Below are 25,840 nucleotides of genomic sequence, written 5' to 3'. Positions count from 1 at the left end.
GGATCGGTGAGATCAGGCCGCAAGCCGCTGCAACGCTTTATCGCCTGCGTGGCTGATACGTGGTCGGGCACCTTGCTCGGCGATCTCCTGCCGGAGCCGCTGCGCGAGTCCCCGTTCCATCTGGCATGGGAGGAGGCACGGGCAGCGTTTCAGCCGCTGCCTTCCTGGCGCACTATCGATAAGGGTTGGCCTGCCCGGAGGGACTCGAACCCCCGACCTGCTGCTTAGAAGGCAGCTGCTCTATCCAGTTGAGCTACGGGCAGATGGCCGGGATTCTACGTGGCGTGCGTCGCGATTCAGTGGTCGTAGACCGCGTCGAAAGAGCGGAAGCCCTTGACTTCGATCGGGTTGCCCGAGGGGTCGCGGAAGAACATCGTCCACTGCTCGCCGGGCTCGCCCGCGAAGCGCACCTGGGGTTCGAGCACGAACTCGATGCCGGCAGCGCGCAGGCGCTCGGCCAGGGCCTGCCAGTCAGGCAACTCCAGCACCACACCCAGGTGCGGCATGGGCACGAGATGCGCTCCGACACGCCCGGTGTTCGTGGTGGCAAAGGGCTCGCCCAGATGCAGCGAGATCTGGTGCCCGAAGAAGTCGAAATCGATCCAGGTGTCGGTGGAGCGGCCTTCGCGGCAGCCCAGCACACCGCCGTAGAAGCGGCGTGCGGCGTTAAGGTCGTGCACGTGGTAGGCCAGATGGAAGAGGCTGCGCATGCTGTGTCATCGCTCGCGAGACGCCAATCATCGCACACGGGTGCGGCGTGCGCAGGCTCAGGGCCGGCCCAGGAAGAAGTAGGCGGCCCGCCGACCTCCGTCAGCCTGGCCGTAGGCCAGGTACACCGGGCCGAGCGGGGAGTCGAACGCGAAGTAGATCGACCCGCCTCGGCGCAGCGAGGTCCGGTTGGCACCGAAGGCGGACTCACCGATGCGGCCGGCTTCGAGCGAGAGCCCGATGTAGGCGCCGTCGAAGAGGTCGGCCTGTGTCAGACGGACGTTGTAGTTGATGCGGCCGTAACCCACTTCCGTGCCGGTGAGTTCACCCGTCTGGTAGCCCGACAGACGCTGGAACCCGCCAAGGGTGAACAGTTCGTAGTCGGGCAGGGCGTGGTCTCCCAGCGCGCGTCCGAGGAAGCCCGAGAGCATCACCGTGTGGACACCCAGGGTCAGGGGTTTGGTGGCGGCGGTATATGCCTTGGTGTAGCGGTCGCTGGCCCCCAGTCGGGGATGCGAGGCATAGACGGAGAACTCTGCGGCATAGCCTGTGCGCGGGAAGCGAGAATTGTCCAGCGTGTCCAGCCCGAGCTGCAGGCGGGTCGCCCCCATCTGGGCCTGGGGCAGTGCGATCAGCCCCGCCAGCACGTTGGTGTCATCGCTCAGGCGCAGCCGGCCGCGGAACAGGCCCAGCCGCACTTCACCGGCAGTGCCCAGCGTGAGCCCGAGGTCCGCACCTGCGCCACTGAGCGTGCGGCGCAGACGCACCAGGCGCTTGCGGCCGCCGCTCGAGAAGATGTCCAGCGGGTCGCGTTGCAGCAGGGCATGCACCGAGGCGAAGACCGTCTGACGGGTGTCAAGGGGTTGGTGCCACTCGCTGCGCACCAGGTCGTTGCGGCCCACCTGGATGTCGTTGCGCCATTCGGCGCCCCGCTCGTTCAGCCAGCTCCAGCGATGGGTGCCCAGCAGGTTGAAGTAGGCATTGCCCCGGAAGTCGGACGATAGGGCCAGTCCGAAGCGCAGGTAGTTGGGGCCCCAGGGCTTTTCGGTGACTTCGGTGACGAGCACGCTGCGGCCGTTCTCCTCGACGAGCGTGTAGTTCACGCTCTCGAAGTCGCCACGGGCATAGATACGCTTCATGTCGTCGTCCAGGCGCCGGCTGTCGAAGGCGTCGCCCTCGCGGGTGGTCATGGCGGCACGCACGACGGCCGGGTTGACCTTGTCGGTGCCGGTCACGCGGATCTCGTCGATGCGGGCAGGGGTGCGCCGCTCGCCCTGGAAGCGCGCGATCATCAGCGATTCGTAGACGGGCGGCGGCAGGCTCAGGCGGGACAGGCGCTCGCGTGCGGCCTGTGCGGCGGATTCGCCCCGCTGTACCGCTTCGGACAGGCGGTCGAAATGGGCCGAACTGAGGTCGGCGAGGTCCGGGGTGATGAGGATGTCGCTTTCCTTCAGCTCGGACAGGGATTGCCTCACGTTCGCATGGGTGAGGATGCCGATCACCTGCTCGGTCACCGACAGGATGGACGAGATGTCCTCACGCCGCAGCAGCGGCGTGCCCACGTTGACGGCGATGACGATGTCGGCACCGAGCTGCCGTGCCAGGTCCACCGGCAGGTTGCGGGTGAGCCCGCCGTCCACCAGGAGCCGCCCGTCGATCTCCACGGGTGTCACGGCCCCGGGTACGGCCATGCTGGCCCGTGCAGCCTGGGCTAGACTGCCGCGGGACAGCACGACCATCTCGCCGCTCACCAGGTCGGTGGCCACGGCACGGTAGGGCACGGGCAGGTGGTCGAAGTCGTCCTGCGTTTGGCGTCGGGTGAGCCGGCGCAGCACGGCCTCCAGCGACACGCCCGAGACAGCCCCCTTGGGCAGGGCCAGCCCGTCGGCACGCACGCCCACTTCGGGGCCGATGTAGTTCGTGCTGTCGTCGAGCTTGCGTCGATAGGGTTCGTCGGTGCGGCGCAGATCCCGAAAGAGACTGCCGGTGCTCAGGCCCTGCATCTCCTGCTCGATGTCCGGCAGTGGCAGTCCGCTGGCATAGGCGGCACCGACGATGGCTCCTGCGCTGGTGCCCACGATGAGATCCACCGGCACGCGCAGCTCTTCCAGTGCGCGCAGCACCCCGATGTGGGCCCCTCCACGGGCGCCGCCCCCGGAGAGCACCAGACCGATACGCGGACGCGATGGCTCCCCGGCGGCAGCGACGACGGTCTGGGGGGCGGCCAAGGCCGGCCAGGACAGGAGGGCGGCGATCAGGCAGGCGGCAAGGCGCACGGCGGGTGGATCAGTGACGCCGGTATTGCTCGGTGCCGAACAGCACCTCGCGGGCGCGCTCGTCGGTGATGGGCTTGCGCCGGTCGGCCAGCACCTCCACCCCGCGCTGCACCGCTGGTCGCGCAGAGATCTCATCGAACCAGCCTTTCAGGTGCGGATAGTCGTTCCAGTCGATGCCCTGGTTCTTCCATGAGCGCAGCCAGGGGAAGATCGCGATGTCGGCGATGCTGTACTCGGGCCCTCCCATGTAGCGGCTGTTGGCCAGGCGCTTGTCCATCACGCCGTACAGGCGCCGGGCCTCGTTGGTGTAGCGGTCGATCGCATAGTCGATTTTCTGGGGGGCGTAAAGGCGGAAGTGGTGGGCCTGGCCCAGCATCGGGCCCACGCCGCCCATCTGGAACATGAGCCACTGCAGCACCTCGTACTTACCGCGAGTGTCTGCGGGCAGAAAGCGTCCGGTCTTGCCGGCCAAGTACAACAGGATGGCGCCCGATTCGAAAAGCGAGATGGGCCGGCCGTCGGGCCCGTCGGGGTCGATGATCGCTGGGATCTTGTTGTTGGGGCTGATGGCCAGGAACTCGGGCTTGAATTGGTCGCCCGCGCCGATGTCGACGGCCACGACCCGATAGGGCAGCCCGCACTCCTCGAGCATGATGTGGACCTTGTGGCCGTTGGGCGTGGCCCAGGAATACACCTCGATCATGGACAGACCTCCGTCGGTTGGGATGATTGTTCGTGCAAGAGCCGCCAATCTAGCCGATCCGGGCCCGCCGTGTGGCAGTGTCCCCAAGAAAACGCCCGCACGAAGGCGGGCGTCGATGCCGGGGCGCCGCGCGTGTTCAGGCGGCGTGGCGGCCCAGTTCCCACTTGGCGATGGCGTTGCGATGGACCTCGTCGGGGCCGTCGGCAAAGCGCAGCGTGCGGGCGTGGGCGTAGAAGTTGGCCAGCGGGAAGTCCTGGCACATGCCCGCGCCACCGTGCACCTGCATGGCCCAGTCAATGACTTTGCAGGCCATGCTGGGGGCGACGACCTTGATCATCGCAATCTCCAGCTTGGCCGTCTTGTTGCCGGCCACGTCCATCATCCAGGCGGCCTTCATCGTCAGCAGGCGGGCTTGCTCGATCATGCAGCGGGCCTCGGCGATGCGCTCCTGGGTGACGGTCTGCTGGGCGATGGTCTTGCCGAAGGCCACGCGCGAGGAGGCGCGCTTGCACATGAGTTCCAATGAACGCTCGGCCAGGCCGATCAGGCGCATGCAGTGGTGGATGCGCCCGGGGCCCAGGCGACCCTGGGCGATCTCGAAGCCGCGGCCCTCGCCGAGCAGGATGTTGCTCGCCGGCACACGCACGTTCTCGAACAGCACTTCCATGTGGCCGTGGGGGGCGTCGTCGTATCCCATCACGTGCAAGGGGCGCAGCACCGTGATTCCCGGGGTGTCGGCGGGCACCAGGATCATCGACTGCTGGCTGTGCTTGGGCGCCGTCGGGTCGGTTTTGCCCATGAAGATGTAGATTTTGCAGCGGGGATCCCCGGCGCCCGAGGTCCACCACTTGCGGCCGTTGATGACGTACTCGTCGCCCTGGCGCTCGATGCGCGATTCGATGTTGGTGGCGTCCGAAGAGGCCACGGCCGGTTCGGTCATGGCAAAAGCGCTGCGGATCTTGCCGTCGAGCAGCGGCTCGAGCCACTGTTTCTTTTGCTCGGGCGTGCCGTAGCGCACGATGGTTTCCATGTTGCCGGTGTCGGGCGCCGAGCAGTTGAAGACCTCGCTAGCCCAGGGCACCCGCCCCATGATCTCGGCCAGCGGCGCGTATTCCTGGTTGAGCAGGCCGGCACCGTATTCGCTTTCGGGCAGGAACAGGTTCCACAGGCCGGCCGCCCGGGCCTTGACCTTGAGCTCCTCGATGACTTGCAACGGCGTCCAGCGCCTGCCAGCGGCGGTGTTGGCAGCCAGCTCCTCGTCATAGCGGGGCTCGGCTGGATAGATGTGTTCATCCATGAAGGCCAGCAGCTTCTCGCGCAGGGCCTGGGTCTTAGGGGTGTAAGCGAAGTCCATGGTGTCTCCGTCAGGGGGTCGTCGATGCTCAGCGGCGCGTGGCGAAGTGCCAGCCCATTTCCGCCAGAGGACGGGCCCCGGCAGCCGCCTGCCGGGCCTGTGCGCTCGATGCCGTGCCGTCGACCACCCGCTTGGCGATGCCTTGCAGGATGCCGGCGATGCGGAACAGGTTGTAAGCCAGATAGAAGTTCCAGTCGGCCATCACCGCGTCGGGGTCGGTGCGCCCGGTGCGTTCGCAATAGCGGCGCACGTAGTCCTTCTCGCTGGGAATGCCCAACGCGGCCAGGTCTAGGCCTCCGATGCCCCGGAAGGCACCCGGCGGAATGTGCCAGGACATGCAGTGGTAACTGAAGTCGGCCAGTGGGTGACCGATGGTGGACAGTTCCCAGTCCAGCACCGCCAGCACACGCGGCTCGGTCGGATGGAAGATGAGATTGTCCAGACGGTAGTCGCCGTGCACGATCGACACCTGGGATTCGTCGCGAGCGCTGTCGGGGATGTGGGCCGGCAGCCACTCGATGAGGCGGTCCATCGCCTCGATCGGCTCGGTGATGGAGGCCTGGTATTGCTTGGTCCAGCGGGCGATCTGGCGCTCGAAGTAGTTGCCCGGTTTGCCGTAGTCGGCCAGCCCGCGCTCGAGGAAGTCCACGCTGTGCAGCGCGGCGATCACCCGGTTCATCTCGTCGTAGATGGCGCCGCGTTCGGCTGCGGACAGGGCCGGCAGGGATTGGTCCCAGAACACCCGGCCCTCGACGTACTCCATGATGTAGAAGGCCCTGCCGATGACGGATTCGTCGTCGCACAGCACGTGCATGCGTGCCACCGGCACGTCGGTGCCGTGCAGTGCACGCATCACGGTGAACTCGCGTTCGATCGCATGGGCCGAAGGCAGCAGCTTGGCCACGGGCCCGGGCTTGGCGCGCATCACGTAGAGGCACGAGGGCGTGGTGAGCTTATAGGTGGGGTTGGACTGCCCGCCTTTGAACTGCTCGACGCTCAGGGGGCCGGCAAAACCCGGCAGATGGGCGCGAAGGTAGGCTTCGAGGGCAGCGACGTCGAACCGGTGCTGCTCGGCCACGGGGCGGGTTCCGGTGTTGGCTTCCATCAGGCGTTCCTGTCGAGGTTCGATGCGAGCCGGCCACCGGATGAGGCGTGATCGGCTAGCGTTCGGCGATGGCCAGCAGCTTCTCGCGCGAAAGCACGATCAGCCGCGTGGGCTCGATGCGCACGGCGCCTTCGCGTTCCAGGGCCTTGAGTTCCTGGTTGACCCGCTGTCGCGACGCGCCAAGCAACTGGGCCAGGTCCTCCTGGGCGAGCTGCAGGCCGATGCGGATCTCGTGCTCGCCCTGGGGCACGCCATAGGTGCGCACCAGCAGCAGGAGCTGCTTGGCCAGACGTGCGGCCAGCGGCAGGGTGTTGAGGTCCTCGACGATGTTGAACATCAGGCGCAGACGCCGGCAGTTCAGTCGCAGCAAGGCCTCGTAGAGTTCCACGTGCTGTGACAGCAGTTCTTTGAAGTCGGGCTTGCGCACCACCAGCAACGTCGTGTCGCCATGCGCGTGTGCATCGTGTGTGCGCGGCAGGCCGTCGAAGAGGGCGATATCGCCGAACCACACGCCCGGCTCCACATAGGTGAGCGTGACCTGCTTGCCCGACAGCGACACCGAGCTCACACGCACCGCTCCCTTGGCCACGCCGATCCATTCGCTGGCCGGTTCGCCGCGCGAGGACAGCAGTGCACCATCGCCGAGACGGCGCACCGAGGCCCGGGACAGGATGGCCTGGCGCAGGGCGGGAGAGAGCTTGGAAAACCAAGGGCCGGACTCGATGGTGTTGCGTTCGGCGATTGTAAGAATGGGGGTCTGCATGTTTTGTCGCTGACGTGACAGAACGGCTGTCGATGCTGCCCCTATTGTCCATCCACCTGACAACCCGGAGACTAGCCATGGCTGCGAGCCCTGTGACGAGCCCCTCGATCGACGATCTGCCTTCGCTCCAAGGCCGTGTGAGCGAAGCCGAGTGGCGCACCCGTGTGGACTTGGCCGCGGCCTACCGGCTGGTGGCCTTGTTCGGCTGGGACGACCTCGTCTTCACCCACATCACGGCCCGCGTGCCGGGCACCGAGGATCAGTTCCTCATCAACCCTTATGGTCTGCTGTTCGAGGAGATCACGGCATCCAGCCTGGTGCGCATCGACCTGTCCGGTCGCAAGCTCGACGACACGCCGTTCGAGATCAACCCGGCAGGCTTCACCATCCACAGCGCCATCCATGCGGCACGCCACGATGCGCACTGCGTGCTGCACACGCACACCCTCAACGGCATTGCGGTGTCGGCCCAGAAGCATGGGGTGCTGCCGCTGTCGCAGCAGTCGATCTTCGTGCTCGCAAGTCTGGGCTATCACGACTACGAGGGCGTGGCCTTGCGCGACGACGAAAAGCCACGGCTCGTGCATGATCTGGGCGACCACACCTACCTGATGCTGCGCAACCATGGCCTTTTGACGGTGGGGCCGACGGTGGCCGACGCCTTCCTGGCGATGTATCTCTTCGAGACGGTGTGCGCGATCCAGGTCCGTGCGCAGGCCGGCGGCGGGGAGCTGGTGACGGTCGATCCGGAGATCATCCGCACGTCGGCCCAGCAGGCCCGTCAGGTCACGCGCGGGCAGGGCGCCGGCAGGCTGGCTTGGCCCGGGCTGCTGCGGCGGCTGGACCGCCGCAACCCGGGCTACGCGCGCTGAACGCCGCGGTCCACGACGGCAGCATCCAGTCGCAGGTACTGGGCGAGCAGCTTTTCCATCGTGGTCAGGCGTTCGTCGGCGTGCAGCCACTGCGTGGGCGCCAGATTGATGGCACGCACGACCAGGTCGTCTTCGCCGACGTCGAGGATGTTGATGCACGCCGGCGCCTGCTCCAGACGGCCCAGGAAGCAGCGCCGGCCCGCCAGGGCATACGAGAGCAGGCCGCGGTTGACGGCGCCATGCAACACCAGCAGGCATTGGTCCCAGGAGGCGTCGGCCAGCACGGCCTGGAACGCGGGCAGGATGCGGTCGAGCATCTCCCCGACCGACTCGCCCCCGAGGAAGCGTGCGGATTCATCGGTCACGCCCTGAAAAGCACCCAGGAAGGCCTCGCGCACGCGGTCGCGCGGGATGTCGGCCAGGCGGCCCGGGCGAATCTCCTGCAGGGCCTCGTCGATCTCGACCGGCACGCGCTGCGCGCAGGCCGAGAGCACGCGCTCGGCCGTCTCGACGGTGCGCGGCAGGCCGCTGGCCCAGACGCGGTCGAAACGCACGCCCGCCTGGCCGAAGAGGGCGCCTGCGGCATCCGCCTGGTTGCGGCCTGCGGCATTGAGCGGCACGGTGTCCGGCGGCACCGGGGTGCCATCGGGCAGGAAGTAGTCGACCGAACCATGGCGCATTAGGTAGATGCGCCGGCGCCGGGGCAGACGCGGCTTCATCGCCGACTCCTGATCGCGCTCGTGCGAGGTTCAGCGAAAGCGCGCAGGGCGCTTGTCGAAGAAGGCGGCGATGCCTTCGCGGGCGTTGGGGTGTAGGAGGTTGTCGACAAAGCTGTCCCGTTCGGCGTCGAGTTGCTGGGGCAGGGTGCGCGAGGGCCAGTGGTTGAGCAGCTCCTTGCTGCTGGCCAGCGCGTTGGGGGCCATCTCGGCCAGGCGGCCTGCCAGGGCCAGAGCTTCGGCCAGCGCGCGGCCCTTGTCTGTCACCCGGTTGACAAGGCCGAAGCCGTGCAGGCGTTCGGCCGCCACCGGCTCACACAGCCACAGCAGCTCGGTGACCACCGGCCGCGGCAGCATCTGCATCAGATGCCAGGTGGCGCCGCCGTCGGGAGACAGCCCGATGCGGTTGTAGGCCAGCGTGAAGCGGGCCTCGCGCGAGGCGACGATGAGATCGCACGCCAGGGCGAGCGAGCAGCCGCCCCCGGCTGCCACGCCTTCCACGGCAGCGATCACCGGTTTGGGGAAGGTGCGGATCGCCTCGATCCAGCGGTGGAAGCGCTCCAGCCGCGCCGTCTGAACCTCCGGGCCGAGCTGGGCGTTGCGCTGCAGTTGCTGCAGATGGCCGCCTGCGCAAAACGCGCCGCCCGCCCCCGTGATCACCACGTTGCGCACCTCGTCGGACGATTCGGCCACGTTGAGGGCCTCCACCCCGGCGGCGGTGATCTCCTCGGACAGCGCATTGCGCGTGTCTGGGTCGCTGAGCGTGAGCACCAGGGTGCGGTCGATGCGTTCGGTCAGGAGTTCACTGGGCATGGCGGTCTCGCGCGCAGGCGGCTGGGGGGGGTTGGGGGGCTGGGCGTTCATTGTGCACGAGCCGTCCCGGGGAGGCGGCCGCGCCATCCCGGTCGGGCCCGTTGTGATGATGCCCCGTCTGGCCGGCCGAAGGGGCGCGCGGTGTCGTCATCCGGAGCACCACGCAGCGGACCTGCGGGGCGGGCATGCTAGAGTCTCCAGGCCTGCGTGACATCCATCGCATGAAGAGCCGCCCCGCCCGCATTCCACGCCTGCCGCTTGCCGCCTGTTGCCTGGCCCTGCTGGGGCTGCACGGGGGCGTCCAGGCCTTGGGGTTCGGGCAGGCCGGGTCCCAGGCCGTGCTGGGCCTGCCGCTGGATTTCGCCGTGGCAGTACGTGTCGAGCCCGACGAACAGGCCGATGCGGAATGCCTGCGGGCCGAGGTGCGTTTTGGCGACGTGCAGCTGGGGACGAGTCAGGTGCGTGTGCAATGGGATCCGGCCTCTGCCGGGCCGCAACGCACGGCGCGTGTGACCACCCTGGCACCGGTGAACGAGCCCATCATCACCGTGGACCTCACGGTGGGTTGCAAGGCGCGACTGTCCCGGCAATTCGTGGCCTTTGCCGACCCACCGACGGTGCGCACGCCACCGGAGACGCAGGCGCCGACCAGTGCAGCCGGCGCGCAGCCGCCGTCGTCTCACCGCGCCCCGTCGCAGAAGGCGTCGACGGCCGCAGCGTCCCGGCAGGCCGGCCCGGAAGTGGCGCAAGCCGCAGCCTCCGACGTGCCGGCACCGGCCGCATCGCCCCGTGCCCAGGCTTCGCGTCGCAGCGCGTCCCGCCCGGAAGGTGCCCGCGCCGCGCCGCCGCGAGCGCAGCGCCCAGCGGCTCGACCGGCCGCCCCCCGCGCTGCCACGGTCGAGCAGCCGCGCCTGCGGTTGGATCCGCTCGATGCGGAACTGTTCAGCACGCCCAGCCTGCAGTTGTCGATGTCCCTGGGGCAGGCCGATCCGGCCCGCGCCGAGGACCGTCAAGCTGCAGCCGCGCTGTGGCGGGCCCTGAGGACCACGCCCGAGCAGGCGGCACTCGAAGCCGAGCGCCTGCGCCAGTTGGAGCAGAGCCTGGAGGCATTGCGCCAGGAATCGGCGGCCACACGACAGGCTCTCGAAGGACTGCAGGCCAGCCTGCGGCAGGCGCAGGCTGAGCGCTATGCCAACCCCCTGGTCTACGCGCTGCTGGTGCTGAGCCTCGCGCTGGCCGCGGGCCTGGTCTGGATCGCGCGACAACGTGGCAGTGGCGCCGGCGCATGGTGGCGCCCCTCGGCGGCGGGCAGCTTGCCTGCCGACCTGGCGGCGGGCGCAGCGGCGCCGGTCGAGGCCCCGGTTGCGGCGACGCCCCCTGTCGCGACGCCGCCAGTGACCCCTCCCAGCCCGGCGCCATCGGCCCCATCGGTGCCTGTGGTGCGCGAGGCGCCGGCAGCCCCTGCCAGGCCGACGCCGGTGCTGCCCGCCTCGGGGAGCGAAGGGGCCCAGGAGAAGGTGGCAGTGGAGGAGCTCATCGACCTGGAGCAGCAGGCCGAGTTCTTCATCGTCCTCGGGCAGGATGAATCGGCCATCGAGCTGCTGCGCGGTCACCTGCGCGAGCATCGCGATCCCAGCCCCTTGCCCTACATGAAGCTGCTGGAGATCCACAAGCGCCGGGGCGATCGGATGGCCTACGAGGAGGTCCGCGAGGAGTTCAACCGTCGCTTCAATGCCTACGTCCCGTCCTGGGACGAGGACCTGGGCATCGGGCGGTCGCTGGAGGACTATCCGGCCGTGATCGAACGCTTGCAAGGGTTGTGGGAGACCCCGGTGCGTGCCATCGAGGTGCTGCAGGCCTCCTTGTTGCGGGGCGACGAAAGCTCCAAGCCGTTCGACCTGCCCGCCTACCGTGAGCTGCTGATGCTGTACGGGATCGCGCGCGAGCGCGTGCAACTGGAGTCCACCGGCGAGGCCGTCGACCTGCTGCTGCCGCTGGACGAACCCCAGGATCCCTACGCGACCCGGCTGGAGCCCAGCGGGTCGATGGCGGCCGGGGCCGGCGTTCCCCCCGAGAGGCGGGGCGAGTCCATCGACGTGCACCTCGATCTCGCGGCCGAGGCGGCCCAGCCGCCGGCTGCTCCCTCGGGACCGGTGGGCCCGGACGATTCCCGTCTCATCGAGTTCGAACCCCTCGAACTTCCGGCGCCCAATCCCGAGGACAAAGACCGTACCGGCTGAGCAGGCGGCCCCGTGCCGGGCCTCGGGTGTTCACAGCCGGGACAGCCGTTCCAGCGCGTGGTGCAGGGTTTCGTCGCGCTTGGCGAAGCAAAAGCGCGCGAGCTTGCGATCGGTGCCGTCGCTGTAAAACACCGACAGCGGGATCGCCGCCACGCCCACTTCGGTGGTGAGCCAGCGGCAGAAGGCCGGCTCATCGAGGTCACTGACGGCGCTGTAATCCACGCATTGGAAGTAGCTTCCCTGGCTGGGCAGCAGCCGCAGCCGGGTAGCGGCCAGCCCGGCCCGGAAGAGATCGCGCTTGCGCTGGTAGAAGGCGGGCAATTCGAGGTACGGTGCGGGGTCGGCCATGTAGGCCGCCAGCGCATGCTGCATCGGGGTGTTCACCGTGAACACGTTGAACTGGTGCACCTTGCGAAACTCGGCCATCAGGGCAGCCGGCGCGGCCACGTAACCCACCTTCCAACCGGTCACATGGTAGGTTTTGCCGAAGCTCGAGACGATGAAGCTGCGTTCGGCCAGCCCCGGGTGGCGGGCCACGCTCTCGTGTTGCTGCCCGTCGAAGACCATGTGCTCGTAGACCTCGTCGCTGATCACGAGGATGTCGGTCGGGCGCAGCAGCTCGGCCAGCGCGCGCATATCCTCGGCCGTCCACACGGTGGCGCTGGGGTTGTGCGGGGTGTTCAGGATGAGCGCCCGCGTGCGTGGCGTGATGGCTGCCGCGATGCGCTTGACGTCGGGCCGGAAATCCCCGGCCTGGCCCGAGCGGCCCAGCGGCACGAAGACGGCCTTCCCGCCCGCCAGCTCGATGTTGGGTTCGTAGCTGTCGTAGCAGGGCTCGAGCACGAGGACCTCGTCGCCCGGATGGACCACGGCGAGGATGGCCGTCAGAATGGCTTGGGTGGCGCCAGCCGTCACGGTGATCTCGGCGCCCGGGTCGTAGGTGCGGCCGTACAGCGCCTGGATCTTGGCGGCAACGGCCTCGCGCAGCGAGGGCACGCCGGCCATCGGCGGGTACTGGTTATGGCCCGTGCGCATTGCGGTGTTCACCGCATCGAGCAGCCGGGGGTCGCAATCGAAGTCCGGGAATCCCTGGCCGAGGTTGACGGCGCCATGCTCCTGGGCCAGGGCCGACATCACGGTGAAGATGGTGGTGCCCACCTTGGGCAGCCGGGTGGTGAGTGGGGGAACGGCGTTCATGGGCAGACTCAGAGGTCGTAGGAGCTGGACTCGCCGCCCATCGCGCGCATGATGAGGTTGCGGTTCAAGCGCTCGGAGGTCAGCTCGGCAAAGGCATAGACGAAATTGCGCAGGTAGGCGCCACGCTTGAAAGCGATGCGCGCGAGGTTCTGGCCGAAGAGATGACCCGCCGGCCGCCAGACCAGATCGCCACCCGGGGTGGTGAAGGTCGGGTCGTCACGCACGGCCATCTCGGCCACGATGCCCACACCCAGGCCCAGGCGGACGTAAGTCTTGATCACGTCGGAATCGATCGCCTCCAGCACGATGTTGGGCTTGAGCCGGCGCAGCGCGAACGCCTGGTCGATCTTGGTGCGGCCGGTGAAGGAGGGGTGATAGGAGATCAGTGGTTCACCGGCCAGATCGTCGAGCGAGAGCCGCTCCTGAGCGGCCAGCCGGTGCTGGGCCGGCAGCACCACCACATGCGTCCATTCGTAACAGGGCAGGGTCACCAGCTCCTCGAAACCGGCCAGCGACTCGGTGGCCAGGCCCACCTCGGCGGTTTCCTGCAGCAGCATCTGCGCCACCTGCTCGGGCGTGCCCTGGTGCAGGCTGACACTCACCTTGGGAAAGCGCTTGCGCAACTGCGCCACCGGGGCGGGCAGGACGTAGCGCGCCTGGGTGTGGGTGGTGGCGATCGACAGCGTCCCGGCGTCTTGCTTGGAGAATTCTTCGCCGATGCGTTTGAGGTTGCCCACCTCGCGCATGATGATCTCGATGGACTTGAGCACTTCCTGGCCCGGCTCGGTGATGCGCTTGAGACGCTTGCCGTGGCGGGCGAAGATGTCCACACCGAGCTCCTCCTCCAGTTCGAGGATGGCTTTGGACACGCCCGGCTGGGAGGTGTAGAGGGCCTTGGCGGTCTCGGTGAGATTGAGGTTGCGCCGCACGGCCTCTTGGACGAAGCGGAACTGGTGCAGGTTCATATTTCGAGACCGTCTGAAGAAGTCTCGAATTATGTCACTGGCGCATGACATGTGCCGGGCTCAGGGCCCGGGCGTTTCAGCCGCCACGCGGGCCATCGCCTCGACCACCGCCGGGTGCTCACCCACGGCCGGTGCGAGGGTCCATTGCACATCCGGATGGCGCCGGCGCAGTTCGTCGATGAGCTGCGGCAGATCCTTGCGCACGTGGCCGCCGGCGCCGAGGAAAAGGGGCACCACGCGCACTTCAGTACAGCCCTGGGCCACCACCGCCTGGCCGGCCTGCAGCAGGTCGGGGCTCATGAACTCGAGGTAGGCCAGGGCGACGGCCGCCCGCGGCTGCAGCTCGGCCAGTCGCGTGCGCACGGCCTCGAAGGGGCGGGCCCAGGCCGGGTCGCGCGCCCCGTGGGCAAAGAGGACGATGCCGATTCGTGTCATGGTCGAGCCTTCAGCGATAACGCACCAGCCAGTGGAAGGCCAGCAGCGACAGCAGGAAATACACTGCGCTGGGCGTGGCTGCCGCCAGCCATGGCGTCCAGTCCTGCAGCAGGCCGATGTGGGTGAAGACGTTGTTGAGCAGCACGAAGCTGATCCCCAGCATGATGCCGCCGAAGACCTTGAGGCTGATCCCGCCCGAGCGGCTGTGCAGGTAGGCAAAAGGCAGCGCGAGCATCACCATCACCAGGCAGGCCAGCGGGTAGAGCACCTTCTTCCAGAACTGGATCTCATAGCGTTGCGCGGCCTGCTCGTTGTCGGCCAAGTGGGTCATGTAGCGGAACAGGTCCAGCGCCGACATCTCGCTGGGCGGCCGCACCGCGGCCACCACGACGTTGCGCGTGAGCGTGCTGCGCCATTCGAACCGGTCCAGCCGCTCCTCGAAGACCTCCAGGTCGCGCGAACCCGGGTCGGGCTGCCAGCGGCTGCGTTGCACGCCGGACATCATCCACCGGCCCTCTTCGTCCACCGTGGCCGACTGTGCCTGCAACTGCCCCACCAGGCGTCCCCGGGCATCGAACTCGTAGAGCCGCACCTGCTGCAGGCGGCCGTCGGGCCCGGCCGCGGTGACCTGCACCGAGTAGCTGCGCTCGCCATCGGGCGTGGCCTGTCGGTCTTTCAGCCAGGTCCCGGCCTGGCCATACACCGTCTGTCCGCGCGCCATCGTCCGCATTGCATGGGCCTGCCGATCGCTGTAGGGCGCGAGGTAATCCCCCAGCACGAAGGTGAGGGCGGCGAACACCAGCCCCAGTCCGAGCAGGAGGGCCAGCGCGCGCTGCGGCCCCAGGCCGCTGACGCGCAGGATCGTGAATTCCGAGGACTGCGCCATGCGGGCCATTGAGTAGATGGTGCCGATCAGCACGGCGATCGGCATCAGCACATAGAGGTGGCCGGGCAGCAGCAGCAGGCAGTACAGCAGTGCCTGGTGCAGCTGGTACCCGCCTCGACCCACCCGCTCCAGTTCGTCCACGGCGTCGATGAAGAAGAACAGCGCCAGGAAGGCCACCGCGACGAAGGCGATGGACGTCAAGATATCGGTGTATAGCAGGCGGCGGACGGTCTTCATGCCCGGGCCCCCGAGGCGGCCGGGCGACCCAGTCCCGGCAGCAGGCCGCGCAACCCATGCACCCGCCAGCGCAGCAGGCCCAGCGCAAGTGCCGTGGCGCTGCCATGCACTGCCAGCAGGGCGGCCGGTGGGCTCAGGCGCCCGATGGACACCCAGGCCTGCGAGAGGTTGAGCAGGTTGTAGTACACGACGAAAGTCAACAGGGCGAACATCAGGTTCCAGCTCGTCCCTCGCCGAGGCGAGGTCGCCGACAGGCCCACGCCGAGCAAAACGAGGTTGAAGGCCGTCAGCGGCAGGCCGAGCCGCCAGGTCAGCTCCCCCAGATGGCGCGGCTGGGGGTCCAGCCACAGCGACAGGCTCGAGCGCGCCCGCGGGGGCAGCGCCGGCTCCTGCGGGCGCACCTTCTCATCGACCAAGATGCGATAGGTCTCGAACTGCGCGATGCGCCGCTCGCCGGTGCGCAGATCGTGGTCGGTCTGCTGCCCGGCCTCGAGCACGAGATAGCGGTCCTCGCCCTCGAACTCGATGCGCCCCACGCTCGCGGTGGTCACGGTCTCGCGTCCTTCCTCACGCGTGAGGACGAACACGTTGCGCCCGACGCGGCCCTCGTCGGTGTTGCGCTCGATGAAGAAGACCCGCCGGCCGTCGCTGGAGCTCTGGAATTGGCCGGGCGTGACCCGGGAGAGATCCGAGCGTCGCTCGTAGAGCGTGCGCAGTTCCGAGATGCTCTGATTGGCCCAGGGCCACACCAGCAGCGCCAGCACCGCGATCGCGGCAAGGACCGGGGCTGCGAGCCTGAGCACCGGCCGGGCGAATCGGCTCAGCGGCACCCCGCTGGCGAACCACACGGCCATCTCGCTGTCGCGGTACATGCGTGACAGCGTGCTCACCGTGGCGACGAACAGCGACAGCGCGAGGATGGAGGGCAGGTAACCCAGCACTGTGTAACCCAGCAGCAGCACCACGTGCTGCGGAGAGACCGCCCCGCTGGCCGCCTGGCCCAGGGTGCGGATCAGCATCATCGTGAGCACGATGGTCAGCAGCACCACCAAGGTGGCACCGAAACTGCGGCTCAGCTCTTTGCGGACGGAGGAATCGAATAACATCGGCGCACCGAATGAACGTTCGCATTATGGACTTTCGAGCTCTTTCCTCCTCGCCGGCCCTGTGGGCCGAAACGCCCTGCGACGCGCTGGTGGTCGTCTTGAACGCGGCCCAGCCGGCGCAGGACCTGGCCGAACCCGTGGCCGGGCTGCTCGCCGATGCCTTGAAGACGGGAGACCTCGCCCTCAAGGCCGGCCGCAGCCTGTACCTGCATCGTCCGGCCGGACTGCGTGCGCCTCGCCTGGTATTCACGGTGGCGGCTGACGGATCGGCCAAGGCTTACCGCACTGCGCTGAGCGCCGCGATGCAAGTGCTCAAGAGCGGCGCAGCGCGCCACCTGGCCGTGACGCTGGCGCCGCAGGCGACCTGGTCGCCTGCGCACGCCCACGCCCTGGTCGGCGCCGTCGAGGAGGCCACCTACGTCTATCGTCACACCAAGCCCAGTGCACCGCCGGCGCCGGTGGTGTCGAAGGTGAGCCTGCTGGTGGGCAAGGAGGGGCTCAAGGCCGTCCAGCACGACCTCGCCCAGGCCCGCGCGATTGCCCTCGGGGTGGCCGTGGCCCGCGAGTGGGCCAACCGCCCCGGCAACCACTGCACCCCCACCCACCTGGCCGACGAGGCGCACCGACTGGGCAAGGCCCACGGGCTCAAGGTCGATGTGCTCGATCGCAAGGCCGTCGAGAAGCTGGGCATGGGGGCCTTCCTGGCCGTGGCCCAGGGCTCGGAGCAGCCCTTGCGTTTCATCGTGATGCGCTACGACGGCGGCCGCCGCGGCGAGGCGCCCCATGTGCTGGTGGGCAAGGGCATCACCTTCGACACCGGGGGCATCTCGATCAAGCCGGCCGCCGAGATGGACGAGATGAAGTTCGACATGAGCGGGGCCGCCAGCGTGCTGGGCACCATGCGGGCCCTGGCCGAACTCAAACCCCGCCTGAACGTGATCGGCCTGATCCCGGCTTGCGAGAACATGCCTGACGGCCGCTCGGTCAAGCCGGGTGATGTGGTGACCAGCCTGTCGGGCCAGACGATCGAGATCCTCAACACCGATGCCGAAGGGCGGCTGATCCTGTGCGACGCACTGACCTACGCGGAGCGCTTCAAGCCTGCCTCGGTGGTGGATGTCGCCACGTTGACGGGGGCCTGCGTGATCGCACTGGGGCACCACCACAGCGGTCTGTTCACGGCCGACGATGCGCTGGCCGAGGCCCTGCAGACGGCCGGCCGGGAAGCCTTGGACACCTGCTGGCGCATGCCGCTGGATGAGGAGTACGACGAGGCGCTGAAAAGCAATTTCGCCGACATGGGCAACGTCGGCGGTCGCGCAGGCGGCGCGATCACCGCGGCGATGTTCCTGCGCCGCTTCACCAGCAAGTACCGCTGGGCGCACCTGGACATCGCCGGCACGGCCTGGAAGAGCGGCCCGGCCAAAGGGGCGACGGGCCGCCCGGTGGCCCTGCTGGCGCGCTACCTGCTGAGCCAAGCGCGTTGAGCGTCGCGAGCGCCGTGACGGCCATCGCCTTCCACTTCAACATGCCCGACAAGCTGGCCTATGCCTGCCGGCTGCTGCGCAAGGCCAGCCGTGCCGGCGCCCAGGTCGGTGTGGTGGGCCGCGATACCGACCTGGCGGCGCTCGACCGGGCCCTGTGGGTCTTCGACCCGGTCGACTTCCTGCCCCATGTCCGCCTGCCCCTGACCGAGGGCGAGGCCGGGCGGCGTCTGGCCTCCCACACCCGCCTGTGGCTGGCGTCGAGCCCCACCGAGCTGCCACACCGCGAGGTGCTGGTGAACCTGGGAGACGAGGTGCCGGCCTCTTTCGACGCCTTCGGGCGCCTCATCGAACTGGTCGGTCTCGACGAGGACGATCGCCGGCAGGCCCGCCTGCGCTGGAAGCACTACCAGTCCTGCGGCTACGCTGTCGAGCGGCACGAGGTGGGCGGCGGCTGAAGACCGCCCCCGCGGAGGCGGCCCGGGCTTCGGGTCCCCCGCGCACCACGGACGTGCAGACGCTCGCGGCACGTGACGCCGATGCAACAGCAATCAGGGGCAACGCCATGGAGTTTTCCACGCAGGTTGATATACAGTTTGCGGTTCCAACCCAAGGCGCGGCGTGGCCGTGCCCGGATTCAAGTTCGCAGCTCATTTTTCAAGGACATCTATGAAGAAGCTGACTCTCTTGGCAACTGCGGTCGCCCTGGCTGGCCTGGCCGCATGTGGAAAGAAGGAAGAGGCGCCCGCCGCCGCCGCGCCGGCCGCGGCCCCTGTCAGTGAGGAGGTGGTCCGCCTGGGCCATGTGGGCCCGACCAGCGGCGCGATTGCGCACCTGGGCAAGGACAACGAATTGGGCGCGCGCTTGGCCATCGATGAGCTCAACGCCCAGGGTTTGGTCATCGGCGGCAAGAAGATCAAGTTCGAGCTGCTGGCCGAAGACGACGCGGCCGATCCGAAGCAGGGCACTGCAGCGGCCCAGAAGCTCGTCGATTCGGGTGTCAAGGGCGTGATCGGCCACCTGAACTCGGGCACCACCATCCCCGCGTCGAAGATCTACAGCGACGCCGGCATCCCGCAGATTTCGCCCTCGGCCACCAACCCTCGCTACACCCGCCAGGGCTTCAAGACCACCTTCCGCGTGGTGGCTGACGACGTCCATCTGGGCGGCACGCTGGGCCGCTATGCCGTCAGCACCCTGCAAGGCAAGGCGATTGCCGTGATCGACGACCGCACGGCCTACGGTCAGGGCGTGGCCGACGAGTTCGAGAAGGGCGTCAAGGCCGCCGGTGGCAACGTCGTCGCGCGCGAGTTCACCCATGACAAGGCGACGGACTTCACCGCCATCCTGACCACCATCAAGGGCAAGAACCCCGACGTCGTCTTCTACGGCGGCATGGACGCCGTGGCCGGCCCGATGCTGCGCCAGATGAAGTCGCTGGGTATCAATGCCAAGTTCATGGGCGGCGATGGCATCTGCACGGGCGAGCTGCCCAAGCTGGCCGCCGGCAGCATGGGTGACGAGCAGGTCTACTGCGCCGAGGCCGGTGGTGTCGAAGGCGAGCAAAAGGCGGGCCTGGACGCGTTCAAGGAGAAGTTCAAGCAGAAGTTCGGCGTGGACGTGCAGATCTACGCTCCGTACGTGTATGACGCCACCATGGTCATGGCCGAGGCCATGAAGAAGGCCGACTCCACCGATCCGGCCAAGTACCTGCCGGAGCTGGCCAAGATCGAGTACAAAGGTGTGACCGGCACCATCACCTTCGACGAGAAGGGCGACATCAAGAACGGTGCGCTGACGCTGTACACCTACAAGGGCGGCCAGCGCGAGCAGCTCGCCGTGATCCGCTGATCGCCGAGCGGCCGAACCCTCAAAAAAAGGGCGTCCTCCGGGACGCCCTTTTTGTTGGGTTTCTCTCTATTTCTCTCTACATCACGGGCGGTGAGCCGCCCAAAAACACAAAACCCCGCAGAGCATGGCTCCGTGCGGGGTTCTGGCGGAGAGGGCGGGATTCGAACCCGCGGTGGGCTATTCACCCACACACGCTTTCCAGGCGTGCGACTTAAACCACTCATCCACCTCTCCGGGGTGTTCGTGGGGCCTGTTGGCCGAAACCTCGGATTGTAGCAAGTTTGATCTGACTTGCGAAAGCCCGCCTCAGCCTGGAGCCTGATACTCAGCGGCTCGCGGCAGGGGCGCTTTTCATGAGCGTCATTGCGGTTCCGATCAGGGCCGACACCTCGGTCATGTTGCCGGGCACGATCATCGTGTTGTTCTTCTGGGCGAGTTGGGCGTAGGCTTCCACCGCCTTCTCGGCCACCTTCAGGTTGACGGCTTCCGCGCCGCCGGGTTGCTGGATCGCCGCTGCGATCTTGCGGATGGCCTCGGCCGTGGCCTCGGCCACGGCGACGATGGCAGCGGCCTGACCCTGGGCGATGTTGATCTCGGCCTGGCGCTCTCCCTCGGACTTGTTGATGAAGGCCTGGCGTTCACCTTCGGCGATGTTGATCTGTTCCTGCTTGCGTCCTTCGGAGGCGGCAATCAGGGCGCGCTTCTCGCGCTCGGCCGTGATCTGGGCCTGCATCGCGCGCAGGATCTCATTGGGCGGGGTCAGGTCCTTGATCTCGTAGCGCAGCACCTTCACGCCCCAGTTCAGCGCAGCTTCATCCAGGGCATTGACGACGGCGACGTTGATCGCCTCGCGCTCCTCGAAGGTCTTGTCCAGCTCCATCTTGCCGATCACTGAGCGCAGGGTGGTCTGGGCGAGCTGGGTGATGGCAATGATGTAGTTCGACGAGCCATAACTCGCACGCATCGGGTCGGTGACCTGGAAGTACAGGATGCCATCGACAGCGAGCTGCGTGTTGTCCTTGGTGATGCAAACCTGGCTGGGCACATCCAGCGGGATCTCCTTCAGCGAGTGCTTGTAAGCCACGCGGTCGATGAAGGGCACGAGGATATTCAAGCCCGGGCTGAGCACACCGTGAAAGCGGCCCAGGCGCTCGACCACCCAGGCATGCTGTTGCGGCACCACCTTGATGGATTGGGCGATGAAGATGACTGCGATGAACAGCAAGACGATGGCAACGATTTCCATGGTTCCTCCGGGAGCGATGGGGGGATTCAGCGGTCGACGAGCAGGTGGTTGCCCTCGACGGCGCGGATGGTGTAAGTGCCGGGTTCGGGCGTGCCTGTACCGGCATAGCGGGCCGTCCAGATGGCGCCGCGGTAGTTCACACGGGCGGTCTGGTCGGGCCGCCATTGTTCGATGGTGACGTGCTTGCCGATGTCGAGTTGGTTGTGGTCAGGCCGGCCGTGTGCATCGCGCGCGGGGTGGCGGTTGCGCTGCCAGCGCCACAGGGCGACAGCCCCTCCGCCGACGATGGCGGCCGCCACGAGCTGGCCGCTGAAGCCCAGCCCGGCATGGGCGGCGACGGCACCGGCGGCCAGGCCCATGGCGATCATCAGCAGGTAGAAGGTGCCGGTGAGCAATTCGGCGACCACGGCCAGGCCGGCGAGCAGCCACCACCAGGTGGCGTCGTGAAAATCCATCGCAGGTGTCCTCCGGTCTCAATGACGGGCCGCTGGCAGTGTACGTCGCGGTGTGCACCGTGCCTGCCTGCTGCGGGATGGATGTGGTACCGACGGGACAGCCGGTACCGCGTCACGGCCCGGGACCGGCGCAGGCCCTACACTTGCCGGTTTCCATTTCCGATTTGCGCCCTTGGGGGGCCTGCCATGCTGCGCTTTCACTTTCCCATCGTGATCATTGACGAGGATTTCCGTTCCGAGAACGCCTCGGGCCTGGGCATCCGGGCCCTGGCCGATGCGATCGAGAAGGAGGGCTTCGAGGTGCTGGGCGTGACCAGCTACGGCGATCTGTCCCAGTTCGCCCAACAGCAGAGCCGGGCCAGCGCTTTCATCCTGTCCATCGATGACGAGGAGTTCGGCTCGGGCTCGAGTGAGGAGGTGGATGCGGCGTTGAAGAGCCTGCGTGCATTCGTCAGCGAGATCCGCTTCAAGAACGCCGAGATCCCCATCTATCTGTACGGCGAGACACGCACCTCGCAGCACATCCCGAACGACGTGCTCAAGGAGTTGCACGGTTTCATCCACATGTTCGAGGACACACCGGAGTTCGTGGCACGCCACATCATCCGCGAGGCCAAGAGCTACCTCGATTCGCTGGCGCCGCCGTTCTTCCGCGCTTTGGTGGGCTATGCGCAGGACGGCTCCTACTCCTGGCACTGTCCCGGCCATTCCGGTGGGGTGGCCTTCCTGAAGAGCCCGATCGGGCAGATGTTCCACCAGTTCTTCGGGGAAAACATGCTGCGCGCCGACGTGTGCAATGCGGTGGAGGAGCTCGGCCAGTTGCTCGATCACACCGGCCCGGTGGCTGCCTCCGAGCGCAATGCCGCGCGTATCTTCAATGCCGACCACTGCTTCTTCGTGACCAACGGCACATCGACGTCCAACAAGATGGTATGGCACCACACCGTCGCCCCGGGCGACGTGGTGGTGGTGGACCGCAACTGCCACAAGTCCATCTTGCACGCCATCACGATGACCGGCGCCGTGCCGGTGTTCCTGACGCCCACGCGCAACCACTACGGCATCATCGGGCCCATTCCGCAAAGCGAGTTCACGCCCGAGGCGATTCAGAAGAAGATCGCCGCCAACCCGCTGCTCAAGGGGGTGGACCCAAAGAAGGTCAAGCCGCGCGTGCTGACCATCACGCAGAGCACTTATGACGGCGTGCTCTACAACACCGAGAGCATCAAGTCGATGCTCGACGGCTACATCGACACACTGCACTTCGACGAAGCCTGGCTGCCGCATGCGGCTTTCCATGACTTCTACTCGGGCATGCACGCGATGGGCAAGCACCGGGCCCGCACGAAGGAGTCGCTGGTGTTCGCGACGCAATCCACGCACAAGCTGCTGGCCGGCCTGTCGCAGGCCTCGCAGATCCTCGTGCAGGATTCGCAGACCCGCAAGCTCGACCGGGCGCTGTTCAACGAGGCCTACCTGATGCACAGCTCCACCTCGCCGCAGTACGCGATCATCGCCTCGTGCGACGTGGCTGCGGCAATGATGGAGCCTCCGGGGGGCACGGCCCTGGTGGCGGAGAGCATCCTCGAAGCCCTGGACTTCCGTCGGGCCATGCGCAAGGTGGAGAAGGAGTTCGGATCCGACTGGTGGTTCAAGGTCTGGGGGCCGGACAAGCTGGTCGAATCGGGCATCGGCCAGCGCGAAGACTGGATGATCAAGGGCACGGCCAAGTGGCATGGCTTCGGCAAGCTGGCTGAAGGCTTCAACATGCTCGATCCGATCAAAGCGACGATCGTCACCCCGGGGCTGGATCTGAACGGCAAGTTTGCGAAGACCGGCATCCCGGCCTCGATCGTCACCAAGTACCTGGCCGAACATGGCGTGGTGGTCGAGAAGACGGGGCTGTACTCCTTCTTCATCATGTTCACGATCGGCATCACCAAGGGACGCTGGAACACGATGCTGACGGCCCTGCAGCAGTTCAAAGACGACTACGACAAGAACCAGCCGATGTGGCGCATCCTGCCGGAGTTCTGCGCCCAGCACCCGCGCTACGAGCGCATGGGCCTGCGTGATCTCTGCCAGGGCATCCACGAGATGTATGCCAAGCGTGACATCGCCCGCCTGACGACGGAGATGTACCTGTCCGATCTGCAGCCGGCGATGAAGCCCAGCGATGCCTATGCACGCATCGCCCACCGCGAGACCGAGCGCGTGGAGATCGACAAGCTCGAAGGCCGCATCACGACCTCTTTGTTGACGCCTTATCCGCCGGGCATCCCGCTGCTCATCCCCGGCGAGCGCTTCAACCGCAAGATCTGCGATTACCTGCGCTTCACCCGAGAGTTCAATGCGGCCTTCCCGGGTTTCGACACCGACGTGCACGGCCTGGTGGAGGAGGACGACGCCAGCGGCAACCGGCGCTATTACGTCGATTGCGTGCGTTGACGGGAGCCCTCAGAGCACGTGGGAGATGAGCATGCCCGGAGGATGGTCGGGGCCGGCGTCGCCGGCCTGGGCTGGCCGGGGCACGCTGCTGCCCGTTTCGCGGCGCACGGCCACGCCCACGGCCACCATGTCCACCACCAGCAAGTGCAGGATGCGCGAGATCATCGCAAGGAACGTGGCGCTGTCCTCGTTATGATCCACCGGGATGCACACCGTGGCTTTCTTGGCCAGCGGTGACTTGCTGGCCGTGATGGCCAGCACGGCCGCCCCACGGTCGCGGGCCAGAGTGGCGGCGCGCACCAGCTCGGGCGGCTGGCCCGAACTGGAGATGAATACCGCCACATCCTGCGGCCCCAGCAGCTCGGCCGCCATCGACTGCATCGATGCGTCGGTGTGCGCCACCGAGGGGATGCGGAAACGGAAAAGCTTGTGCTGGGCATCCAGGGCGACCACGGCCGAGTTGCCCATCGCGTAGAACTCCACGCGCTTGGCCTGGCGCAGCAGTTCGATGGCCTGGTCCACGGCTTCGACGTTGAGAGACTCGCGGAACTGCACGATGGCCGAGATGGTGTTGTCCAGCACCTTGGCGCACAGGTCGGGGGTCGCGTCTTGCCGGCGCACCTGGGTGCGCTGCACGGGGATGTTGCCGGTCAGGCCGGAGGCCAGCTTGAGCTTGAAGTCGGCCAGCCCCTGGAAGCCGAGCGACCGGCAGAAGCGGATCACCGTGGGTTGGCTGACTTCGGCCATCTGGGCGATCACGGCGATCGCATCGTTGAGCACCGTGCGCGGGTTGTCGAGCACAAAGTCGGCCACCCGTCGCTCGGCCGGCGTCAGGCTGGGCCGGGCTGCGCGCACCCGCTCCATCAGCGGGTTGCCGCCTTCATGGGCGGGCACATGCTCGGCCAGCAGCGAGGACACGCCGTGGAAGGCCGGGTTCTCGGCCGTGAGCACATAGGTGGGGATGCGGGCCACGTAACCCGAGAAGCGCCCTTTGGCCTCGAAGCGCTGCCGGAACCCCGAGCGCAGGAAGAACTCGCCCAGTCGCGGCACGATGCCCCCGCCGATGTAGATGCCGCCGGTGGCCCCGAGAGTGAGGGCCAGGTTCGAGGCGACCGTGCCCAGCATGTTGCAGAAGGTCTCGACGGTCTCGACGCACCAGGGGCACAGGTTCTGGATCGCGCGCTGGACGATGTGGGTGGTGCTCAGCCGGGCCGGCAGGTCGGTGCGGCCCTCGGTGAGGGCCTGATAGATGATCTCGATGCCCGGGCCTGAGACCAGCCGTTCGGCTGAGACGTGGGTGAGCGACCTCCAAGCGTATTGCAGCACCTTGAGCTCACGCTCGTCGGCCGGCGAAAAGCTCACATGGCCGCCTTCGGTGGCCAGGGTGGCCCAGCGGTCCCCCACGGGGACCAGCCCCGAAACGCCCAGGCCCGTGCCCGGTCCGAGCAGGCCGATCACACCGTTGGCCTGGGGTTCTCCACCACCGATCTGCTCACGTCCTTGCTCGCCCACCCGCGGCAGCGACATTGCCAGCGCGGTGAAGTTGTTCACCACCAGCAAGGTGGACAGGCCCAGCAAGCGCTGCGCACCGGCGATCGAGAAGGCCCAGTCGCGGTTGGTCATGCGCACCCAGTCGCCTTCGATCGGGTTGGCGATCGCCACGGCCGCATGGCGGGGCTTCAGGCCGGGAGGCAGGCTGTCGAGATAGGCCTGCACCACCTCGACGAAGCCAGGGTAGTCGGCGCAAGGCAGCACCGTGACATAGTCGAAGCGGCCGGGCTGCTGTTCCAGGCAGAAGCGGGCGTACGTGGCGCCGATGTCGGCCAGCAGGCGCGGGTCGGGGTAGGGAGGGGTGAAGCCCGGCATGTCAGGTCCTCCCGTGGCCACGAGCATGGGCGTGGTGAGGACCGAACCGGCAGCGTTGGATGGGGACGAGGGCATGGCAGGCATTTTCCATGCACACTGTACCCAAGATTGGGC

General features: G+C 67.4%; 22 protein-coding genes and 2 tRNA genes. 6 read left to right on the top strand and 18 right to left on the bottom strand.

The features are described from left to right. Positions 1 to 186: 186 nt before the first annotated feature. From AC1ECW_RS07865 to AC1ECW_RS07835, 7 genes are all read right to left on the bottom strand, one after another. A tRNA-Arg gene (locus AC1ECW_RS07865) sits at positions 187 to 263 on the bottom strand. 33 nt (positions 264 to 296) lie between these two features. Then, positions 297 to 710, bottom strand: coding sequence for a VOC family protein (locus AC1ECW_RS07860; RefSeq protein ID WP_409705597.1), 414 nt, complete (start codon positions 708 to 710; stop codon positions 297 to 299). A 57-nt stretch (positions 711 to 767) separates the two neighbouring features. Continuing rightward, positions 768 to 2,984: a patatin-like phospholipase family protein gene (locus tag AC1ECW_RS07855; protein WP_409705594.1), complete on the bottom strand. Its 2,217-nt coding sequence runs from the start codon at positions 2,982 to 2,984 to the stop codon at positions 768 to 770. Positions 2,985 to 2,994: 10 nt separating this feature from the next. Continuing rightward, a complete protein-coding gene (locus AC1ECW_RS07850; protein ID WP_409705591.1) occupies positions 2,995 to 3,687 on the bottom strand; it encodes a glutathione S-transferase N-terminal domain-containing protein in 693 nt (230 codons plus the stop codon). Positions 3,688 to 3,823: 136 nt separating this feature from the next. Then, complete coding sequence (locus AC1ECW_RS07845) at positions 3,824 to 5,041, bottom strand: acyl-CoA dehydrogenase family protein (protein WP_409705588.1); 1,218 nt, start codon at positions 5,039 to 5,041, stop codon at positions 3,824 to 3,826. A 28-nt stretch (positions 5,042 to 5,069) separates the two neighbouring features. Next, positions 5,070 to 6,146 (bottom strand): phosphotransferase, encoded by a 1,077-nt coding sequence (locus AC1ECW_RS07840; protein WP_481201564.1) that lies wholly within the window; start codon positions 6,144 to 6,146, stop codon positions 5,070 to 5,072. 55 nt (positions 6,147 to 6,201) lie between these two features. Next, entirely contained in the window at positions 6,202 to 6,909 is a 708-nt protein-coding gene (locus AC1ECW_RS07835; protein WP_409705582.1) for a Crp/Fnr family transcriptional regulator, read from the bottom strand. Positions 6,910 to 6,986: 77 nt separating this feature from the next. On the opposite strand from AC1ECW_RS07835, the gene AC1ECW_RS07830 reads away from it, so the two are divergent. Further along, entirely contained in the window at positions 6,987 to 7,781 is a 795-nt protein-coding gene (locus tag AC1ECW_RS07830) for a class II aldolase/adducin family protein (RefSeq protein ID WP_481201563.1), read from the top strand. Here AC1ECW_RS07830 and AC1ECW_RS07825 read toward each other — a convergent pair. Together AC1ECW_RS07825 and AC1ECW_RS07820 are read right to left on the bottom strand one after the other, a co-directional pair. Continuing rightward, positions 7,769 to 8,500 (bottom strand): histidine phosphatase family protein, encoded by a 732-nt coding sequence (locus tag AC1ECW_RS07825; RefSeq protein ID WP_409705576.1) that lies wholly within the window; start codon positions 8,498 to 8,500, stop codon positions 7,769 to 7,771. The two genes, AC1ECW_RS07830 and AC1ECW_RS07825, sit on opposite strands and share 13 nt — an antisense overlap. A gap of 30 nt (positions 8,501 to 8,530) precedes the next feature. Continuing rightward, positions 8,531 to 9,310, bottom strand: coding sequence for an oxepin-CoA hydrolase, alternative type (locus AC1ECW_RS07820; protein WP_409705573.1), 780 nt, complete (start codon positions 9,308 to 9,310; stop codon positions 8,531 to 8,533). A gap of 221 nt (positions 9,311 to 9,531) precedes the next feature. Here AC1ECW_RS07820 and AC1ECW_RS07815 point away from each other — a divergent pair, with 221 nt between their 5' ends. Next, positions 9,532 to 11,550, top strand: coding sequence for a type IV pilus assembly protein FimV (locus tag AC1ECW_RS07815; protein ID WP_481201562.1), 2,019 nt, complete (start codon positions 9,532 to 9,534; stop codon positions 11,548 to 11,550). A gap of 30 nt (positions 11,551 to 11,580) precedes the next feature. Here AC1ECW_RS07815 and AC1ECW_RS07810 read toward each other — a convergent pair whose 3' ends face one another. The 5 genes from AC1ECW_RS07810 to lptF are packed head-to-tail and all read right to left on the bottom strand — an operon-like array spanning position 11,581 to position 16,376. Beyond that, positions 11,581 to 12,747, bottom strand: a complete 1,167-nt coding sequence (locus AC1ECW_RS07810; RefSeq protein ID WP_409705567.1) for a pyridoxal phosphate-dependent aminotransferase — start codon at positions 12,745 to 12,747, stop codon at positions 11,581 to 11,583. Positions 12,748 to 12,755: 8 nt separating this feature from the next. Then, the gene (locus tag AC1ECW_RS07805; protein ID WP_409660383.1) at positions 12,756 to 13,712 is read right to left on the bottom strand and encodes a CysB family HTH-type transcriptional regulator; all 957 of its coding nucleotides are present in this window, start codon (positions 13,710 to 13,712) and stop codon (positions 12,756 to 12,758) included. 60 nt (positions 13,713 to 13,772) lie between these two features. Further along, complete coding sequence (locus tag AC1ECW_RS07800) at positions 13,773 to 14,147, bottom strand: sirohydrochlorin chelatase (RefSeq protein ID WP_409705564.1); 375 nt, start codon at positions 14,145 to 14,147, stop codon at positions 13,773 to 13,775. Between the two features lie 10 nt (positions 14,148 to 14,157). Continuing rightward, a complete protein-coding gene (gene lptG / locus AC1ECW_RS07795; protein ID WP_481201561.1) occupies positions 14,158 to 15,270 on the bottom strand; it encodes an LPS export ABC transporter permease LptG in 1,113 nt (370 codons plus the stop codon). Then, complete coding sequence (lptF, locus tag AC1ECW_RS07790) at positions 15,267 to 16,376, bottom strand: LPS export ABC transporter permease LptF (RefSeq protein WP_409702322.1); 1,110 nt, start codon at positions 16,374 to 16,376, stop codon at positions 15,267 to 15,269. The genes lptG and lptF overlap by 4 nt, the downstream gene beginning before the upstream one ends. Before the next feature lie 26 nt (positions 16,377 to 16,402). On the opposite strand from lptF, the gene AC1ECW_RS07785 reads away from it, so the two are divergent. From AC1ECW_RS07785 to AC1ECW_RS07775, 3 genes are all read left to right on the top strand, one after another. After that, on the top strand, positions 16,403 to 17,863 hold the full coding sequence (locus AC1ECW_RS07785; RefSeq protein WP_481201584.1) for a leucyl aminopeptidase: 1,461 nt from the start codon (positions 16,403 to 16,405) through the stop codon (positions 17,861 to 17,863). Next, positions 17,860 to 18,318 (top strand): DNA polymerase III subunit chi, encoded by a 459-nt coding sequence (locus AC1ECW_RS07780; RefSeq protein ID WP_409702324.1) that lies wholly within the window; start codon positions 17,860 to 17,862, stop codon positions 18,316 to 18,318. The genes AC1ECW_RS07785 and AC1ECW_RS07780 overlap by 4 nt, the downstream gene beginning before the upstream one ends. Before the next feature lie 211 nt (positions 18,319 to 18,529). Then, on the top strand, positions 18,530 to 19,711 hold the full coding sequence (locus AC1ECW_RS07775; protein ID WP_409702326.1) for a branched-chain amino acid ABC transporter substrate-binding protein: 1,182 nt from the start codon (positions 18,530 to 18,532) through the stop codon (positions 19,709 to 19,711). A gap of 143 nt (positions 19,712 to 19,854) precedes the next feature. Here the strand turns inward: AC1ECW_RS07775 and AC1ECW_RS07770 are convergent. The 3 genes from AC1ECW_RS07770 to AC1ECW_RS07760 form a co-directional block, all read right to left on the bottom strand. Beyond that, a tRNA-Ser gene (locus tag AC1ECW_RS07770) sits at positions 19,855 to 19,945 on the bottom strand. A 91-nt stretch (positions 19,946 to 20,036) separates the two neighbouring features. Beyond that, positions 20,037 to 20,957 carry an SPFH domain-containing protein gene (locus tag AC1ECW_RS07765; RefSeq protein WP_409702328.1) on the bottom strand — a complete coding sequence of 307 codons (921 nt, stop codon included), beginning with the start codon at positions 20,955 to 20,957 and terminating at the stop codon, positions 20,037 to 20,039. Positions 20,958 to 20,983: 26 nt separating this feature from the next. Next, positions 20,984 to 21,412: an NfeD family protein gene (locus tag AC1ECW_RS07760; RefSeq protein WP_409702330.1), complete on the bottom strand. Its 429-nt coding sequence runs from the start codon at positions 21,410 to 21,412 to the stop codon at positions 20,984 to 20,986. 186 nt (positions 21,413 to 21,598) lie between these two features. Between AC1ECW_RS07760 and AC1ECW_RS07755 the strand changes: the two genes are divergently transcribed. Further along, positions 21,599 to 23,860: an Orn/Lys/Arg family decarboxylase gene (locus tag AC1ECW_RS07755; protein WP_409702332.1), complete on the top strand. Its 2,262-nt coding sequence runs from the start codon at positions 21,599 to 21,601 to the stop codon at positions 23,858 to 23,860. A gap of 9 nt (positions 23,861 to 23,869) precedes the next feature. Here the strand turns inward: AC1ECW_RS07755 and AC1ECW_RS07750 are convergent, their stop codons facing one another. Then, entirely contained in the window at positions 23,870 to 25,810 is a 1,941-nt protein-coding gene (locus tag AC1ECW_RS07750) for a glucokinase (RefSeq protein WP_409702334.1), read from the bottom strand. Between the last annotated feature and the right edge of the window lie 30 nt (positions 25,811 to 25,840).

Source organism: Caldimonas hydrothermalis, assembly GCF_056746695.1.
The sequence above is the reverse complement of the archived record's forward strand: the minus strand, read 5'-3'. Positions and strand labels throughout refer to the sequence as shown.

Bases quoted from the DNA above. Each gene is read 5' to 3' on its own strand.
- AC1ECW_RS07760 (WP_409702330.1), bottom strand. From the start codon at position 21,412: ATGGATTTTCACGACGCCACCTGGTGGTGGCTGCTCGCCGGCCTGGCC.
- AC1ECW_RS07815 (WP_481201562.1), top strand. From the start codon at position 9,532: ATGAAGAGCCGCCCCGCCCGCATTCCACGCCTGCCGCTTGCCGCCTGT.
- AC1ECW_RS07785 (WP_481201584.1), top strand. From the start codon at position 16,403: ATGGACTTTCGAGCTCTTTCCTCCTCGCCGGCCCTGTGGGCCGAAACG.
- AC1ECW_RS07825 (WP_409705576.1), bottom strand. From the start codon at position 8,500: ATGAAGCCGCGTCTGCCCCGGCGCCGGCGCATCTACCTAATGCGCCAT.
- AC1ECW_RS07845 (WP_409705588.1), bottom strand. From the start codon at position 5,041: ATGGACTTCGCTTACACCCCTAAGACCCAGGCCCTGCGCGAGAAGCTG.
- lptG (WP_481201561.1), bottom strand. From the start codon at position 15,270: ATGAAGACCGTCCGCCGCCTGCTATACACCGATATCTTGACGTCCATC.
- AC1ECW_RS07775 (WP_409702326.1), top strand. From the start codon at position 18,530: ATGAAGAAGCTGACTCTCTTGGCAACTGCGGTCGCCCTGGCTGGCCTG.
- AC1ECW_RS07765 (WP_409702328.1), bottom strand. From the start codon at position 20,957: ATGGAAATCGTTGCCATCGTCTTGCTGTTCATCGCAGTCATCTTCATC.
- AC1ECW_RS07805 (WP_409660383.1), bottom strand. From the start codon at position 13,712: ATGAACCTGCACCAGTTCCGCTTCGTCCAAGAGGCCGTGCGGCGCAAC.
- AC1ECW_RS07835 (WP_409705582.1), bottom strand. From the start codon at position 6,909: ATGCAGACCCCCATTCTTACAATCGCCGAACGCAACACCATCGAGTCC.
- AC1ECW_RS07830 (WP_481201563.1), top strand. From the start codon at position 6,987: ATGGCTGCGAGCCCTGTGACGAGCCCCTCGATCGACGATCTGCCTTCG.
- AC1ECW_RS07755 (WP_409702332.1), top strand. From the start codon at position 21,599: ATGCTGCGCTTTCACTTTCCCATCGTGATCATTGACGAGGATTTCCGT.
- AC1ECW_RS07800 (WP_409705564.1), bottom strand. From the start codon at position 14,147: ATGACACGAATCGGCATCGTCCTCTTTGCCCACGGGGCGCGCGACCCG.
- AC1ECW_RS07860 (WP_409705597.1), bottom strand. From the start codon at position 710: ATGCGCAGCCTCTTCCATCTGGCCTACCACGTGCACGACCTTAACGCC.
- AC1ECW_RS07750 (WP_409702334.1), bottom strand. From the start codon at position 25,810: ATGCCTGCCATGCCCTCGTCCCCATCCAACGCTGCCGGTTCGGTCCTC.
- AC1ECW_RS07850 (WP_409705591.1), bottom strand. From the start codon at position 3,687: ATGATCGAGGTGTATTCCTGGGCCACGCCCAACGGCCACAAGGTCCAC.
- lptF (WP_409702322.1), bottom strand. From the start codon at position 16,376: ATGTTATTCGATTCCTCCGTCCGCAAAGAGCTGAGCCGCAGTTTCGGT.
- AC1ECW_RS07820 (WP_409705573.1), bottom strand. From the start codon at position 9,310: ATGCCCAGTGAACTCCTGACCGAACGCATCGACCGCACCCTGGTGCTC.
- AC1ECW_RS07840 (WP_481201564.1), bottom strand. From the start codon at position 6,146: ATGGAAGCCAACACCGGAACCCGCCCCGTGGCCGAGCAGCACCGGTTC.
- AC1ECW_RS07810 (WP_409705567.1), bottom strand. From the start codon at position 12,747: ATGAACGCCGTTCCCCCACTCACCACCCGGCTGCCCAAGGTGGGCACC.